We start from the raw sequence: 17,659 nt of genomic DNA, 5'->3' as shown, positions 1-17,659 counted from the left end.
CCTAAAAAGCAATTGATTAATATTATTCTATAAGAGAAATTGATTAAATAAAAATACTAAATCAATCTTGATGTTTTTAACTAAAACTAAATATTATCATCTCAAATTAATATAATATAATATTAAAAAATAAAGAAATGAGGACTATTATGACTAAACATGAAATAATTAATGAATTATTAGAAAAAAATAATGCTGATGCCATTCTTTTATATTCTCCTGAAAACAGATATTGATTTTCTAAATTTCACTCTTCTTTAGGTTATTTAATTATTAGTAAAACTGAAAGTCATTTATTTTTAGATGGAAGATATATAACTGCTGCAAAAAATAGTAAAGAAATTAATAAAGATGTTCAATTACATCATTTTTCAAGAAGTTTAAAAGATGATTTAATTGAAATTTTAAATAAAAATAATATTAAAACTTTAGCATTTGAATCTGATTGAACTTATTTTAGTCAATATGAAGCATATAAAAATCATTGATTTAAAGACTTTAATTTAGTAGGAATTAACTGTTCAAAAATGAGAATGATTAAAGATGAATGAGAAATAGCAAATATTAAAAAAGCTTGTGATATTACAGATCAAGTATTTCAAGCAGCACTAGATTTTATAAAACCAGGAATTAGTGAAAAACAATTACAAAGATTTATTGATGACAAATTTTTAGAATTTGGTGCAGATAAAATTAGTTTTGACACTATTATTGCAAGTGGTGTAAATGGAAGTATGCCTCATGCTGTTCCTAGTGAAAAAATTATTCAAAATAATGAATTAATCACTATTGATATGGGTTGTTTTTATAATGGATATTGTTCAGATCAAACAAGAACAATTGCAATAGGTGATGTTGATCCAAAATTAGTTGAAATTTATAATATTGTTTATGAAGCTCAAAGCTTAGGAATTAGTTTAGTTAAAGAAGGAGTAGTTGCTGGAGATATTCATAAACAAGTTTATGATTATATTGATAAAAAAGGGTATGGAAAATATTTTGATCATGGACTTGGACATGGGATTGGTGTAGAAATTCATGAAGAGCCAAGTGTTGGTTCAATAGGTGGTGAAGTCTTAAAAGAAAATATGACTATTACTATTGAACCAGGAATTTACATTCCAAATCTTGGAGGAGTAAGAATTGAAGATGATGTTTTAGTAACTAAAACTGGGTGCAAACTGCTAACTTCATCACCAAGAATTTTAATAAAATTACAAAAATAAATTAATAATTTATAATATTAGTAGTTATAGTTAAAATTACTTCTAACTATAACTATGATTATTTAAATAGTGAACAAAATTAATTAAGAACACTAAGTTAAGTGTTCTTTTTTATTTTTATCTTTTACTTATAAGCTAAATTAAAAATATATAGTAAGATGATAAAATATAATCTAGTTAGAAAGACAAATTAGATATGAATACAATTATTACTAAAGATGAAAATAGTATTAAGCAAATTAAAAAAAATTTAAAAACAAGATTAATTTCAGCAACTATTTTAGTATTATTATTAGGGTTTTATTTATCTTTTCCAATATTGTATTATTTTACTAATAATAGTTCTTTTCGTCTTTTAACTGCTTATAATTTAATCTCACTAATTTTAAGTAGTGCTGTTTTATTTTTATCAATAAGAGAATTATTAATTTCATTTGACATAAAAAATCTTGACCAAAAGTTGTTTCTTGAAATTTTAACAGTAGTTTTGTTTTGAATTCCTTTTAGTAGTATTGAATCTAAAATTCCAGTTTATAATAATTTAAACTTAAAAGAATATTGATATTTAATAATAATTGGTATTATTTTATATTTATTTTTAACAACATTTTTTTTAATGAAGTTTTGTAATAAAAATATTATTCAAGTGACTAAAATTTTATTTGTTTTATTAATTATGATTTTTGCTTTTAAAGCAATTAATTTTTTAGGTTTTTTAAAAACAAATGGTGTAATTTTGTATGGATTTAGTTCAATTATTTGAATTTGAGCAACTATTATTCTAACAGATAGTTTTGCTTATTTATTTGGTATTAGATTTGGTAGACATAAACTAGCTCCAATTATTAGTCCTAAAAAAAGTTGAGAAGGAGCAATTGGTGGATTTTTTTTAAGTACTATAATCAACTTGATTTGAGTTTTAACAATCTTTTTTGTTCCTTGGACAAGAAATTTCGCTCCTTTTATAGGAATGTTTGATTTACTTTTAAATAATAATGTTACTTTAATGTTATTAGTCTATATTTTTTTAACTATTTTAATTTCTTTATTTACTCAATTTGGAGACTTAGTTTTTAGTTATATTAAAAGAAGTATAGATGTTAAAGACTTTTCTAACTTAATTCCAGGACATGGTGGAATTTTAGATAGATTAGATTCGTTTTATTTTGTATTTTTTATAATTTATATAATTCTACATATTAGTCTAACTTTTAATAGAATATAGGAGGTTTTATGCAAACAAAAATACTAAACATCTTTAAAAAATTGGATATCAAGTTAAGTGAAGCTGATTATATTTATTTTAAAGATGCTATTTTAGTAGAAACTCCTAGAATTTCTAAAATTAAAAACAAAGGTTATTTGCATATTCAAATTAAAGACTTTTTACCAATAGAAGTTTTAAAACAAATTGACAATAAACTAAAAAATAATAATTATTTTAATTTTAAATTAATACTTAATGTAGAAAATCAAGATATTAATAAACAACTAATTAGTCAATATTTAGAATTTATTAAAATGTATAAATCTTTATTTAATAATCGAATTTCTTGAAAATTGTTAGATATTTATAATTTTGACTTAGAAAATAATCAATTAATTTTTACAGTAAGTAGTCAAACAACTAAAAATGATATTAGTCAAGAATTAGATTATTGTTTAACTAAATTAAACCAATTTGGGTTTAAAAATCTTAGTTATTTAATAAATGTTAAAGAAATTAGTTTAGATGCTTTAGATCAACAAGAACAAAAATATAGTACAAATATAGAACAACAAATAGTAATTAAACAAGTTGAAAAAAAACCAAGTTTACCTACTAATAGTTATAAAAATAAAAGAACTAATTTAGATAAACCTAGTTATCAGTCATTACTAGATGTTGAAGATGATGCACAAAACATTGTAATTCAAGGTGTTGTGATTAATAAAGAGTTTAAATTATCAAAAACAGGTAGAAAGATTTTTTATATAGATATAACTGACTATCAATCATCAATTAGATGTATGTATTTTGCAAAAAGTGATGCATTATGTGAGTTTGATGATTTAACTGATGAACAATTAAATTCTAAAAATGTTGAAGAAATTAAAGAAAGTAAAATAAAAATAAATGATTGAATTAGTGTTAAAGGAAAAACTAGTTTATCTTTATATGATCAAGAACAAATTTTTTATATTGATGATTTTAAAAAAATTAATAAACAAATTATAAGTAGAACTGATGATGCTAAAACTAAACGTGTTGAACTGCATGCTCATACTAAAATGAGTGTAATGGATGGAGTTAGTGATCCAATTGATTATTTAGAACTAATTAGTAATTGAAATCATAAAGCAATTGCTTTTACAGATCATACTAACGTACAAGCTTTTCCAGATATTTATAAAGCTTTAAATTCAGTTAATAAAAAGCGTGATGATCAGAATAAAATTAAAGCTATTTATGGTTTAGAAATCAATATGCTAAATAATGATTTATGGTATGTTAAAAATCCTAAAAACCAAAATTTAAAAGATGCTAAAATGGTCTTTTTTGACTTAGAAACTACTGGACTAAGTCCTGAATTAGATGAAATTATTGAATTTGGAGCTATTGAATATAACTTTAAAACTGGTGAAAGAAAAAAAATAGATATTTTAATTAAACCAAAAGCAAAACTAAAAGATTTTACTAAAAAACTAACTAATATAAATGAAGAAATGTTAGAAAATAAACCAGGAATTGAAGTTGCTTTTAAACAAATTAATCAAATAATAAAAGATGCTATTTTAGTAGCTCATAATGCTAATTTTGACTATACTTTTTTATCACATTGATCTGAAAAACTAGGTTATGGAAAATTAGAAAACACTATTATTGATACTTTAACAATCTCAAGAATTATTTATCCTGAATTAAAATCACACAGATTAGGTTCACTAGCAAAAAGAGTAAATATTTCATATGATCCAAGTGTTGCTCACCGTGGAGATTATGATGCTGATATATTAGCTGATATTTATGAAAGAATGCTAGATGAAACTAGAAAAAAAACTAAAATCACAATCGATAGTGATTGAGATAAAATAAATCCTTTAAATAATATCAATAATCTAAATTATCACAAAAATAAAGGTTTTCATACAAACATTTTAGTTAAAAACCAAGCAGGATTAAAAGAGTTATATAAATTAGTAACAAAATCACATACTACTAATTTTTATTCATCTCCAAAAATTTTTAAAAGTGATTTAATTGAAGTTAAAAAAAATAATAATTTATTATTTGGTTCAAGTTGTGTTAATAGTGAAATTTTTGAACTAGCTAGAACTAGTACACTTGAAAATTTAAAACAAGCAATTAGTTTTTATGATTATATTGAAATTCAACCAATTAGTGTTTATAAAAATTTATTACAAAATGATTCATTAGATTTAGATCAATTAAAACAAGTAATTACAAATATTATTAATATAGCAAAACAAGAAAATAAACTAATTGTAGCAAGTAGTGATTGTCATTATACAAATCCTGAACTAAAACAAATTAGAGAAGTTTATATTAATGCTAAAGGACTTGGTGGAATTAGACATCCATTATTTGATTTTAATAACAAAGTTAAAGATTATCCTGATCAATATTTAAGAACAACTAATGAAATGTTAGAAGAATTTAGTTGATTAGAAGATGAAAACTTGATTTATGAAATAGTTGTTATTAACTCTAATAAAATTAATGAAATGATTGATGTCAATGTCATTCCTATTAAAGATGGATTATTTACTCCAAAAATTGCTAATGTTAATGAAAAATTAAGAGATAAATGTTATCAAACAGCAAAACAAATGTATGGAGAAAATTTACCAGATATTGTTGAAAAAAGATTAGAAAAAGAATTAGGCTCAATTACAAAACATGGATTTGCTATTGTTTATTGAATTTCTCATTTATTAGTTAAACAATCATATGATGATGGATATTTAGTAGGATCACGTGGTTCAGTTGGTTCATCATTTGTAGCAACTATGGCTCAAATTACAGAAGTTAATCCTTTAAAAGCTCATTATAGATGTTTAAATTGCAAATATTCAGATTTTGATACTGATCCAACTTATAAATGTGGATATGATTTACCTACAAAAAATTGTCCTAATTGTAATGAAAAACTAATTGGGGATGGTCATGATATTCCATTTGAAACTTTTTTAGGTTTTGATGGTGATAAAGTTCCAGATATTGATTTAAATTTTTCTGGAGAATATCAAAACCAAGCTCATAATTTCACTAAAAAAATGTTTGGTGAAAATAATGTTTTTAGAGCAGGAACAATTTCAACAGTTGCTGAAAAGACAGCTTTTGGTTATGTAAAAACTTATTTTGAAGAAACTAAAAAAGATACAAATTTACCAAGAAAAACTGAAATTAATAGATTAGCAAAACTAGCTCAAGGAGTAAAAAGGACAACTGGTCAACATCCAGGTGGAATTATTATTCTACCAAATGAGTATGAAATTGAAGATTTTACTCCAGTTAATTATCCAGCTGATGATTTAAGTTCAACTTGAAAAACAACTCATTTTGATTTTCATTCAATTCATGATAATTTATTAAAAATGGATATTCTAGGTCATGATGATCCAACTGCTTTAAGAATGCTAAGAGATTTGACAAATATTGATCCAATTACTATTCCAACAGATGATAAAAATGTTTATTCACTATTTTCATCTTTACAGGCTTTAAATTTAACTTCAGATAAAATTAATGATGAAATCACTGGAGCTATTGGAATACCTGAATTTGGAACTGGTTTTGTTAGAAATATGTTAAGAGAAACAAAACCAAAAACTTTTGCAGATCTAGTACAAATCTCTGGTCTTTCACATGGTACTGATGTTTGGTTAGGTAATGCTAGAGATTTAATTAAAGATAATAAAGCTAATATTTCTACAGTTATTGGATGTAGAGATGATATTATGGTTTATTTAATAAACATAGGATTAGAAAGTTCTTTGGCTTTTATGATTATGGAATCAGTTAGAAAAGGTAAAGGATTAAAAAAAGAATGAATTGATATTATGAAAAAACATAATATTCCTGACTGATATATTGATTCTTGTTTAAAAATTAAATATATGTTTCCAAAAGCACATGCTACTGCTTATGTATTAATGGCTTATAGAATTGCTTGATATAAAATTTATTATCCAACCGAATATTATGCAACTTATTTATCTACAAAAGCTGATGTTTTTGATTTAAAAACAGCTCTTGGTGGCTATGAATCAGTCTTATTAAAACTAAAATCTCAACAGCAAAAAGTAAAAAATGGAGAAAAGCTTTCTAAAAAAGAAGAAGATTTAGAAGTTGTGTATGAAGTTTTATTAGAAATGTTTGCTAGAAATATTAAATTTAGTAATATTGATTTTGAAAAATCTGAAGCTACTAAATTTAAAGTAGATGTTTTAAATGATAATACTAAAATTATTATTCCACCATTTAATGTGATTGATTCACTAGGAGAAGCAGTGGCACTTTCTATAATTAATGCTAGAAATACAAAACCAATTACTTCAGTTAATGATTTAAAAAACAGAACACAAACTACACAAACTCAAATTAAAATTTTTGAAGAATTTAATATTTTAGACTCATTATCAGTTGATGAACAATTAACTTTTGATTTCTAATAGAAGGATAATATGCAAAAAGAATATATAAAAGAATTGATGATAAATAGAAAAAGCGCACGTGATTTTGATCCTAATCAAAAAATTAGTGATGAAGATTTAAAAATAATTTTAACTGCTATGAGAATGTCTCCTAGTGCTTTTAATTTAATGAACTTAAGATTGTTAATTATTGACAGAGATTGTAGTTTTAAATCTGAACTTAGTCCGTTATTTTATAATCAATTAAATTTTATTAATGCTGATAAAGTAATTTTGTTTGTTTCTGATAAAGCTAATAAAATTTTAAATCATACTATTAATAAAACTGTTAATAAAATGTTTAATGAAAATCAAATTGAAATTGCTAATAAGTTTAAAAATAATGTAATTAATGCTACAAATAGATTAGCTCAATTAAATGAATTAGATCATTGAAGTAGAACAACAGCTCATATTGCTGCTGGAATAGCTACAGTAGCCGCTGCTAGTTTAAATGTTGATAGTTGTATAATTGGTGGTTTTAATGCTAAAGTGTTAGAAAGTTTTTTTATTGACAAGCAATATATAGTTGAAGATGAGCAAATAGTTTTAACAATGAGTTTTGGTTATATAAATAAATCAGTTAAACCTAAACCAAAAATTAGAATTGATGAAAATGAATATATTACTTTTATCAAATAATCCAACTAATATTAAAGTATTTAATAAAACATTGACTAGTGTAGATGATAAAATGCAATACAGATTAAAAAATCAAAATAGCACTTGAATTAATATAACTAATAATAAAATACAAAAATTAGAATCAGGAACTTATGAAATTAGAGTTAAACCAAACAAAACTGCTTTAGCTTCTGAAATTATTGAAATAACTATTAATTAATTAAAAATATTATGTCAATTATTTATGATTATGATTTTGTTTTTAAAAACAACAATAATGATCAAGAAAATATAATATTTTGTCATGGTTTTAATTCTAAATTAACTGCTTTAAGTGCATTTAGTAATTTTTGAACAAAATCAAATTATTATGCATTGCAATTTCCGGGTTCTAATTTAATAAAACCTATTAAAGATCACCAAGTTAGTGTTGAACAATTTGCTGATTTACTAATTGATTTTATTAATAAAAATAAGTTAAAAAATGTGATTTTAATTGGTAAATCACTTGGAGCTGGTGTAGCTAGTTCCTACGTTTCCCAGTTTAAGCATAAAACAAAAAAACATACTTATGTAAATTTTTGATCTCATAAGTTATGTTTTTTATAATGTAATGTCTAAGTGACTTTTTCTTTTGTTAAAAGCTCTAATAATATTTGATAAGTTTGCCAACTTTCTTGTAACTCATCATTATACACTTGTATAGTTTCGATTTTTTGTTTATTTACAAATACTTCAATTTCTTTAACTTCTTTGATAACATTAATCACTTTATGCTCAGTGATTTTGCTTTTTCCAGTCAGTCCTAATTTTGAATTTAGAATGTAGATGATGTAGTTTAAAAACACTAATGAAATGAAACATAAACAAATGTAACCAACAATATGGTTTCAAGTTGATAAATACATTGGACGAAGAGATAATTTACCTTTTAATGTCTTGAAATTAGACTCAATTTGTCATTGTTTTGAATATAAATTAATAACTTCTTTTACTGATAAATCTGTTCTGTTTGTTTCATAAACATAGTATCCATCATATTTTTGATCTTCTTGTATTTTTTCTATGTCAAGTTCATAAAATGCACCTTTGTTTATAGGTTTAAAGAATCTATATTTTTTAGATCCCGCTAAATCATCACAAGAAACAAGATTATCTTTATTCATTTTCTTAGTGAAATTTTGAATTAAAATGTCTCTATCGTTTTTGTCTTTAGTTGCTCGTTTTTGACTAAAACTAATTATTTGTCTTCTAAAATGTCCATTAATTCTTTTTTTATTGTATGAAGATGCAATATCACGAGTTTTGTATATCAAACCACCATCATTTATATAATCTTTTTCATCTAATATATACTCTTTAAATTGTTTGCTTCCAGCTTTCATTCTGTACGAGATTATGTATTTTCAATTCTTAGATTCTAAAAATCTAATATTTCTATTAACACTCATTCCTTTGTCAGCAATTATAGTTACACTGTTAACTTCATAAATATCTGCAATTTCAAGCATAAATGGTATTAAAGTATTTGAATCAGCAACATTTCCTGGAAATATTTTGTAGTGTAACGGTATTCCATTTTCATCAGTTGCCATACCTATAACAATCTGGTCTTCTTTAAATTTTCCATCTTTTGAATAACCAGTTTTTTTATAACCTTCACGAGAAAATGTTTCAAAATAAGTAGTTGTTGCGTCAAATCATAATACATCAATTTTTCTATTGGTATTTGCACAAATTTTTGCATTTAAATTTCTTAAAATTTCATCTTTGTTTTTTGCTATATAGTCTAATGATCTATAAAATGAATTTTTTGAATGAGTGTCTATTTTTTCTTTTTTTGCTGTCTTATAAGTGTTAAAAACACTTATTGGATTTTTAATTCTTTGATAAATCAACTGTAAAACAACATCTTTTAATGTTGTCAATTTTGTGGGAGAACAATCATTAAAAATATTGAAATAATCAAATAGTTTTTCAACTACTTCGTAACCTTTAAACCTTTCTAAAACTTCTTTTTTGGTTTCTTTTTTCTCTTTAAAAATTTCATCTAATTTAGTTCTTGCTTGTTCTTTTGTTCAAGACAATGGAAAGTTTGCAATAATTGCTTTGATAATTGCTAGCGGATCATCATGATATTGTTTTAATTCATGTAAATATCCATATCCTAATCTATATACAAAACCTTTGTTATCTGGTCTTGGCACTCCAATTGATAAGTATTCGCCTTTTTTAACTCTTGCTATTGATGTTCTTCATTGTCTTTTTACATCATTTCTTGACTTCTTCACGTCTTTATTATATCATATTTAAGCATAAAAGCATAATAAATTATATTTTTTTATAAAAAAATATAGTCGCTGAAAACTGAGTGTTTTCGCGACTAAGTGGGAAACGTAGGATAATGATCAAGAAAATATAATATTTTGTCATGGTTTTAATTCTAAATTAACTGCTTTAAGTGCATTTAGTAATTTTTGAACAAAATCAAATTATTATGCATTGCAATTTCCGGGTTCTAATTTAATAAAACCTATTAAAGATCACCAAGTTAGTGTTGAACAATTTTCTGATTTACTAATTGATTTTATTAATAAAAATAAGTTAAAAGACACCGCCACCAAAAAATGTGATTTTAATTGGTAAATCACTTGGAGCTGGTGTAGCTAGTTTGGCTTATTATAAATCTTCTTTACTATTTAAAAAACTAATATTAATTACTCCTATTAATCAAACTCAACTAAGTTTAGATTTTTGAAAAAATAATTATGTTTTTATAAATTCATTTGATGATTATTTAACTAAATTTGTTCCATATATTTACTATAATTATGATCAATTATTAAATAATCAAAATTGAGTTAATAATGCTAAGTTAAAGTTTAATTTAAATTACTATAATAACAAATATATAGTTAATTTAGCTAAAAGTTTACATAATAAAATCACAAGAGCTTATCAATCAATTAAAATTCCAACTTTAGTAGTTTTAGCAAAAAATGATAGAATAATTGATTGTAATAATTCTTTAGATTTTTTTAATACTATTAAAAACGTTAAAACAGTTATTATCAACAATGCTTCTCATATGGTTTATAAAGATCAATCAGAAAGACTAAATCAAATCATTGATGACTTTATAACTATCACTGTTAAAAATCAGAATGATAAATACCAAGGTCAAGTTGAAGTTACATTTACAATTAAAACAAAACTAAATACAGTTATAACAAAACTTCATTTAGACAAGTTTGATAATCCAGATGAACAACAAATCATCACTAAGGTTAATGAACTTAACCCAGATTTAAATTTAACTAAAGATGATATAACTGTTGAAATAAAAACTAGTGAAAACAAAGCAGTTATCAAAGCAAAAGATAGTAGTTCTAAATATCAAGGTCAAGTTGAAGTTACATACAACATTAGACCTACAATTGCTTCAACAATTAAAACAACTAGTTTAGGTGCTTTACTAGATAAAGATAAAAATTCAATTCTTAATGCTATAAATAAAGCAAATGGCATTGAGTTAACCTTAGACCAAGTTGATATTATTGATGTAACCCCAACTAGTGCAATTGTTAAAGCAAAACCAAACAATAACTACCAAGGTGAAGTTACGGTTAATTTCACCATTAAAACAAAACTTCAAAACATTATTAGAAATACAAATTTAGGTTATATAAAAGACAATACATCAAGAACCTTACTTGACCTAATCAATTCTAAAAATGATTGATCAATGAATGAAAATCATATAAAACTTAATAATATAACTAATACTTCTGCAACTATAACACCTAAGTCAAATGGTTCAGAAAATAAATATCAAGGACAAGTTATAGTTAACTTCACCATTAAAACTAAACTTCAAGATATTATTAAAAACACAGATTTAGGTTATATAAAAGAAAAAAACTTTAATTCTATCTTAAAAGCAATTAATGAAAAAAATCCTGGAATTAATTTAACTAGCTCTGATATAGCATGAAGATCACTACAAAGAGGTCAACAAGTTGAAATATACCCAGAAACAAATAGCGAGTGAAATCCATCTCACAAATATCAAGGACAAGTTATAGTTAACTTCACCATTAAAACTAAACTTCAAGATATTATTAAAAACACAGATTTAGGTTATATAAAAGAAAAAAACTTTAATTCTATCTTAAAAGCAATTAATGAAAAAAATCCTGGAATTAATTTAACTAGCTCTGATATAGCATGAAGATCACTACAAAGAGGTCAACAAGTTGAAATATACCCAGAAACAAATAGCGAGTGAAATCCATCTCACAAATATCAAGGACAAGTCCGATTAACTTTTATTACAAAACCACCAATGCAAGAAAAACAGCATGTTTATGTTGGTACAAAAGTTGTCAAAATAGGTTGAAAAACTCTTGATAATGGTACAGTTCGAATTCAAAGATTTAAAAAGAACACCACCGAAGTTCCTGTTGAACTTCCACCATGAATAACTAGTTTATATGGTGCATTTGGCGGTCTTGAATCTAGCAGTGTAAAAAATCTTGATAAATGAAACACCTCAAGTGTTACTGATATGGGTGCAATGTTTGGCTTTGCCAAATCATTCAACCAACCACTAAACAATTGAAAAACAGAAAATGTAGTTGATATGAATCATATGTTTTTTTGAGCTAGTTCATTTAACCAAGATATTTCAATGTGAAATACTTCAAATGTAACAAATATGGAACGTATGTTTTCTTGAGCTAGTTCATTTAACCAAGATATTTCAATGTGAGATGTTGATAAAGTAACTAAATGAGATAATTTTGGTTGGGGGATATTTTCATCTAAACTTTGACAAATCCCAGAAAAATTTAGATAGTGTTGACTCCATCTTAAATTAGAGAAAAATATAATAAATAATAAATTTTCAAAAAATATATATAATAAAAATGAAAGGATTATATATAATGAAAAAAATATTAACACTACTAACAATTTCAACATTAACATTGTCTGGAGTTGCTGTGGGGGGTTACTTATTAACCAATAATCTTAACCAAGTTTTATCAACAAACAATTATCAGAAACAAAAACAAAAAGAGACAAACCCTCAATTAAAAGAAAAACAGCATGTTTATGATAAACACAACCCAACTAAAGTTCTTGAAATAGGTTGAAAAACTCTTGATAATGGTACAGTTCGAATTCAAAGATTTAAAAAGAACACCACCGAAGTTCCTGTTGAACTTCCACCATGAATAACTAGTTTATATGGTGCATTTGGCGGTCTTGAATCTAGCAGTGTAAAAAATCTTGATAAATGAAACACCTCAAGTGTTACTGATATGGGTGCAATGTTTGGCTTTGCCAAATCATTCAACCAACCACTAAACAATTGAAAAACAGAAAATGTAGTTGATATGAATCATATGTTTTTTTGAGCTAGTTCATTTAACCAAGATATTTCAATGTGAAATACTTCAAATGTAACAAATATGGAACGTATGTTTTCTTGAGCTAGTTCATTTAATCAAGATATTTCAATGTGAGATGTTGGTAAAGTAACTAAATGAGATAATTTTGGTTGGGGGATATTTTCATCTAAACTTTGACAAATCCCAGAAAAATTTAGAAATTATAATCCTAACAATACAAAAACACTATCAATTGTTTTAGGGATTATAGGTGGTATTGCAGGTATAGGTATACTAGGTTCTGCAATTTATCTATATAAACGTAAAAAATCTAATCAATAATTTTAATCAAACACCTATTTAAAAATTCCCCCGAACCCCATATTCCGGACTAAAAATCCAGGAAATGGGGTTTTTATATGTCCAAATTAGATTTAGAAAAAAAGTTAAAAATTGTTAAAGAAGCTAAAAAACTTAATGTAAAAAGGAGCACTTATTTAGCAAATAAGTATAATATTTCAGATTCAACTGTAAAAAATTTAATTAATAGATTTGAAGCATTCGGAATTGAAGGACTTATTAATAAGGATAAAAAACCTTATTATAGTCCAAAATTAAAACTCAAAATTGTATTATATAAACTTAAAACTAATCAGTCTTATGATGAAATTGCAAGAAAATTTAATATTGTTTATTCATCAACTATAGCTGGATGATTTAAAAAGTATAAAGAATATGGATTTTTAGGGTTAAATAATAATATAGGGAGACCTAAGAAAAATATGAAAAACCCTAATAAAAAACCAACTAAAATAAAGAAATCTCAAGTAGAAATTAACAATGAACAACAGATTAAGGAATTAAAAGAACAAGTTGAATACTATAAGTTGGAGGCTGAATTCTGAAAAAAGTTCCACACCTTGTTGACAAAACAAAAATCAACAAGGAAAAAACAAAAGTAGTTTTAGAATTACTAAAAACACACAAAAAAGTTAAAATTTCTATTCTCTTAAAAATAGCCAAGCTGCCTAAATCTTCTTTTTATGAATGAAAACATAAGTTAGAAAATACAATAGATAAAAACAAAGAATTAAAGGAAATGATTGTTGATATTTTTAACAAATCATTTGAAACATATGGGTATAGAAGGCTAAAAATAGCTTTAGAATCAAAAGGATATATTGTTAATCACAAAAAAATTTTAAGGTTAACTAAAGAGCTTGGTGTTCAGTGTATCAAATTTAGAACAAAAAATGGAAGATATAGTTCTTATAAAGGAACTGTTGGAAAAATTGCAGATAATGTTTTAAAAAGAAATTTTCATTCTTTACAAGAAAACAAAGTTTGATGCACTGATGTAACAGAGTTTAAAGTTAATGGTCAAAAGTTATATTTATCACCAATTATTGATCTTTACAATGATGAAATTATTTCGTATTCGATTCAAACTAATCCTAACTTAAACTTAACAAATTCAATGCTAGAAAAAGCACTTAAAAAGGTTAAAAATACAAATGGTTTGTTAATTCACTCTGATCAGGGATTTCATTATCAACACATTAGCTGAGTTAAAAAACTAGAAGAAAATAACATAACATAAAGTATGTCTAGAAAAGGTAATTGCTTAGATAATGCTATTATAGAAAACTTCTTTGGTTTATTAAAACAAGAAATTTATTATGGTGAAAAATATAATTCAGTAGAAGAGTTAACTAAAAGGATTCATAAATATATTTATTGATATAACAACATAAGAATAAAAGAAAAATTAAAAGGATTGTCTCCTGTACAATTCAGAAAACAATCCTGTTATAATATTGAAAAATTTTAGTCCGTGTTTATGGTAGCGGGGGGAATTAGGTGTTTTTTTTAATACTATTTTGTTTATACTTTAAAAACTAATTTTACAAGATATTTTACTATGAGTTGATGTAAACCGCCTACCAAAGTAAAACACCTCCTTATTTTGATTATTAAACCCCTTAAAACATACTTTAATAATTATTAGAAATTAAAAGTATGTTATTTTATTTGTTTTAATAAATATAAAAAAGTCTAAATAATTAAATTAAATTCCGACACTTTATTCTAAAGTACTTTATTAATCCTATATAACTAAATATACACCTAGATATACTTCTATATACCTTGTGATTAGAGTTGTTATTTTATGTATTTAAAATAAGTAAAAACTTATATTCAAATATTATAATTAGTCAAAAATAGTATAAATAGGTGATATTAATGAAATATAGCTTAGAATTTAAACACAAGGTATTTAATGAATTTAAATTTAAATCCTTAAAAGAATTATCTAGTATTTACAATATAAACTACAACACACTTAAATATTGAAAATATCAAACACAAAAAATATTATTAAAGAAAATTAATCATCAATCACAAGTTTTATTCAAACACCAACAAAATTTGAATGGTTTATTAAAAATAAAAGAGATTTGACAAAAACAAAACAAAAAAAGCATTTCTGTTTTTCACCAAATATATCAAATTCAAAAAGAATTTAATATTCCAATAAATAAAATATTAAACACTATTAGTGTTTCAAAGAGTTTATATTACAAAAGATTAAAACAAGTTGAAGTAAATATAAATAAACCTAATAAATTAGAACAATTAATTATTAAAATATTTGTTAATAATCATAATTTAATAGGTTATAGAAAAATAAAACAAAAACTTTTTGAATTATATAACCTAGTTGTTAATCATAAAGTTATTTTAAAAATAATGAGAAAGTGAAACCTAGTAGTTGGTTGGTTGAAAAACAAATCAAAAACACCACATCATAAATCAGGTAAAAATAAATTTAATATACCAGATTTAGTTAATCGTGATTTTAATCAATTTAAACAACAAGGACAAGTAGTTTATACAGATGTTACATATATAACTTTAAATAAGCAAAAATACTATCTTTCTACTACTATTGATGGTTTTTCAAAAGAAATTATAGATTATAGAATAAGTAATAAAAATGACACTCATTTAGTTGTTAAAAACCTAAAACACACAATTAAAAAATATCAACAATTAAATATTGATATATCAGGTTTAATCATTCACTCAGATCATGCATTAGTTTATGAATCAAAACAGTTTAGAAAACTTTGTTTAAAATACAACATTAGACAATCAATGGGTATCAACTATTCTTGTTTAGATAATGCTGTAATTGAGAGTTTTCATGGACAACTTAAAAAGGGAACAATTCACTCAAATAAAAAGTTTTATAAATCAATATTTGACTATTTAAAAAATATTGATATTTGGTGTAAGTGATATAACAAATCTAAAAACTCAAGCATTAAGTTAAACAAAAGAAAATTACTAATCTGTTAATATTTTTAAATACCCTATACAACCTTAATAGTTATAAGGTTTAATAAAATCTTGATAAATTAAAAATTACAAAATCTAAAAAAAGTGCTTATAAAATAAGAGCATAGTTTTTGTTTTGCAAAATTTTTAATTTTTTTTAAATTTGGGTTTATAATTTTTAAAAAATATGTTAAATTAAAAGTAACTAATCAATATTTAATTGATATTTTACTTGTTTTTGCTTAAGGTAGCAGTACTCTAATAATTAATTACTATTAATTTGTAAATAAAAGCTTAAGTTTAGCGTTTTTTTTTTATAAATAATATAAAAGAATAATTTTATAATTAGTATATTTTCATTGTTTAAATATATAAAAAATTGTGTGAATATAATTAATCTCATTAGAAGGAATTAGTTATGAAAAAATTATTAACTTTATTTGGTTTATTAGGTTTAGTTGCATCAACTGCTGTTGTTAGTGTTGCATGCAAAACACCATCACAAGAAAAAAAACACTAATGAATCTGACAAAGCTAAAGAAAAAGAAAAATTAGCTACAACATTATCAACAGTTGTTAAAAAAGAAACAAAAAAAGTTAAATCACATGAAGAAGCTGCTTCAGATTTAACTAAAGAATTATTTTCTATAATGGGTAGTTCAAATCAAAAAAATCAACTTAAAAAAACCAATGAAACTGAAGAAGTTTTAAAAAAACAAAAAGATAAAGCTGATGGTACTGTTTCAATATCTAGAGCACCAAGAAATATTAATGATAGAAGCAACTCTTCGTTAGTTAGTGGTTGATTAAATTCTTTAAGTAAATAAAATATAACTTAAGCTTGCAGCAGCGCAAGCTTTTTATATAAAACAATTATGCTTTTTATAATCTCATTAAAATTTAACATAGTAAACACATTTATTCACTTTTCGTCTTTAATATTATTAATATTTTTTAAATTAATAGATACAAAATTCTAGTTTTTTTGTTTTTTTGAATATTTATATGTAATTAAAAATTTAGTTTCTATTTTCTTGTTAATCAACCTTTGTCTTTTTTTAAAATCTTGTTAATAAGTAAATAAATTATTTTAACCATTAAAGTAATTTAAATTTAGATATTTATTAATTTTCTTATAATAACAAATATATTCTTTTGTCTAAATTAATTTTTTATTTCAATTTATGTGAGCAAAAAATTTTATTCATTAAAAAACCTACTTGCTATATAAGTAGGGAAATAATTTTATTAAATACTTAAATTTTAGTATTAATTGTAAATTGTGTAAGTATATATAATTTTCTCAGAGTTATAAATAGAACATTAAGTCTAATTTGTGTCGATTGTTATTTTTCATTAAATTTTTATTGATATATA

General features: G+C 23.7%; 10 protein-coding genes and 3 pseudogenes. 12 read left to right on the top strand and 1 reads right to left on the bottom strand.

Features of this window, described 5'->3' with window-relative positions; all coding sequences use genetic code 4:
* Positions 1-149 precede the first annotated feature (149 nt).
* From V2P32_RS01990 to V2P32_RS01965, 6 genes and pseudogenes are all read left to right on the top strand, one after another.
* The gene (locus tag V2P32_RS01990) at positions 150-1,226 is read left to right on the top strand and encodes a M24 family metallopeptidase (RefSeq protein WP_434343867.1); all 1,077 of its coding nucleotides are present in this window, start codon (positions 150-152) and stop codon (positions 1,224-1,226) included.
* A 196-nt stretch (positions 1,227-1,422) separates the two neighbouring features.
* Positions 1,423-2,451, top strand: a complete 1,029-nt coding sequence (locus tag V2P32_RS01985) for a phosphatidate cytidylyltransferase (protein ID WP_434343866.1) — start codon at positions 1,423-1,425, stop codon at positions 2,449-2,451.
* 8 nt (positions 2,452-2,459) lie between these two features.
* Positions 2,460-6,902 carry a PolC-type DNA polymerase III gene (locus V2P32_RS01980; RefSeq protein ID WP_434343865.1) on the top strand — a complete coding sequence of 1,481 codons (4,443 nt, stop codon included), beginning with the start codon at positions 2,460-2,462 and terminating at the stop codon, positions 6,900-6,902.
* Between the two features lie 12 nt (positions 6,903-6,914).
* Positions 6,915-7,565, top strand: a complete 651-nt coding sequence (locus tag V2P32_RS01975) for a nitroreductase family protein (RefSeq protein ID WP_434343864.1) — start codon at positions 6,915-6,917, stop codon at positions 7,563-7,565.
* A pseudogene (locus V2P32_RS01970) lies at positions 7,546-7,767 on the top strand (hypothetical protein); the annotation flags it as partial. The gene V2P32_RS01975 and the pseudogene V2P32_RS01970, both read left to right, overlap by 20 nt.
* A gap of 11 nt (positions 7,768-7,778) precedes the next feature.
* Positions 7,779-8,075: pseudogene (locus tag V2P32_RS01965) on the top strand (alpha/beta hydrolase); the annotation flags it as partial.
* An 89-nt stretch (positions 8,076-8,164) separates the two neighbouring features.
* On the opposite strand, the gene V2P32_RS01960 reads toward V2P32_RS01965, so the two are convergent.
* On the bottom strand, positions 8,165-9,838 hold the full coding sequence (locus tag V2P32_RS01960) for an IS1634-like element IS1634 family transposase (protein ID WP_434343863.1): 1,674 nt from the start codon (positions 9,836-9,838) through the stop codon (positions 8,165-8,167).
* 338 nt (positions 9,839-10,176) lie between these two features.
* Here V2P32_RS01960 and V2P32_RS01955 point away from each other — a divergent pair, with 338 nt between their 5' ends.
* The 6 genes and pseudogenes from V2P32_RS01955 (at position 10,177) to V2P32_RS01930 (ending at position 17,109) form a co-directional block, all read left to right on the top strand.
* Positions 10,177-12,405 carry a BspA family leucine-rich repeat surface protein gene (locus V2P32_RS01955; protein ID WP_434343862.1) on the top strand — a complete coding sequence of 743 codons (2,229 nt, stop codon included), beginning with the start codon at positions 10,177-10,179 and terminating at the stop codon, positions 12,403-12,405.
* An 88-nt stretch (positions 12,406-12,493) separates the two neighbouring features.
* Positions 12,494-13,282 carry a BspA family leucine-rich repeat surface protein gene (locus V2P32_RS01950; protein ID WP_434343861.1) on the top strand — a complete coding sequence of 263 codons (789 nt, stop codon included), beginning with the start codon at positions 12,494-12,496 and terminating at the stop codon, positions 13,280-13,282.
* 77 nt (positions 13,283-13,359) lie between these two features.
* A pseudogene (locus V2P32_RS01945) lies at positions 13,360-14,771 on the top strand (IS3 family transposase).
* A 413-nt stretch (positions 14,772-15,184) separates the two neighbouring features.
* Positions 15,185-16,303 carry an IS3 family transposase gene (locus V2P32_RS01940; RefSeq protein WP_434343860.1) on the top strand — a complete coding sequence of 373 codons (1,119 nt, stop codon included), beginning with the start codon at positions 15,185-15,187 and terminating at the stop codon, positions 16,301-16,303.
* A gap of 397 nt (positions 16,304-16,700) precedes the next feature.
* Positions 16,701-16,802 (top strand): lipoprotein, encoded by a 102-nt coding sequence (locus V2P32_RS01935; protein WP_434343859.1) that lies wholly within the window; start codon positions 16,701-16,703, stop codon positions 16,800-16,802.
* The gene (locus tag V2P32_RS01930; RefSeq protein WP_434343858.1) at positions 16,762-17,109 is read left to right on the top strand and encodes a lipoprotein; all 348 of its coding nucleotides are present in this window, start codon (positions 16,762-16,764) and stop codon (positions 17,107-17,109) included. The genes V2P32_RS01935 and V2P32_RS01930 overlap by 41 nt, the downstream gene beginning before the upstream one ends.
* Positions 17,110-17,659 lie beyond the last annotated feature (550 nt).

The organism is Mycoplasma sp. 06067-C1-B144P-99-0482-3 (assembly GCF_051053925.1).
Taxonomy (GTDB): Bacteria; Bacillota_I; Bacilli_A; order Mycoplasmatales; family Mycoplasmataceae; genus Mycoplasma; species Mycoplasma leachii.
The sequence above is the reverse complement of the archived record's forward strand: the minus strand, read 5'-3'. Positions and strand labels throughout refer to the sequence as shown.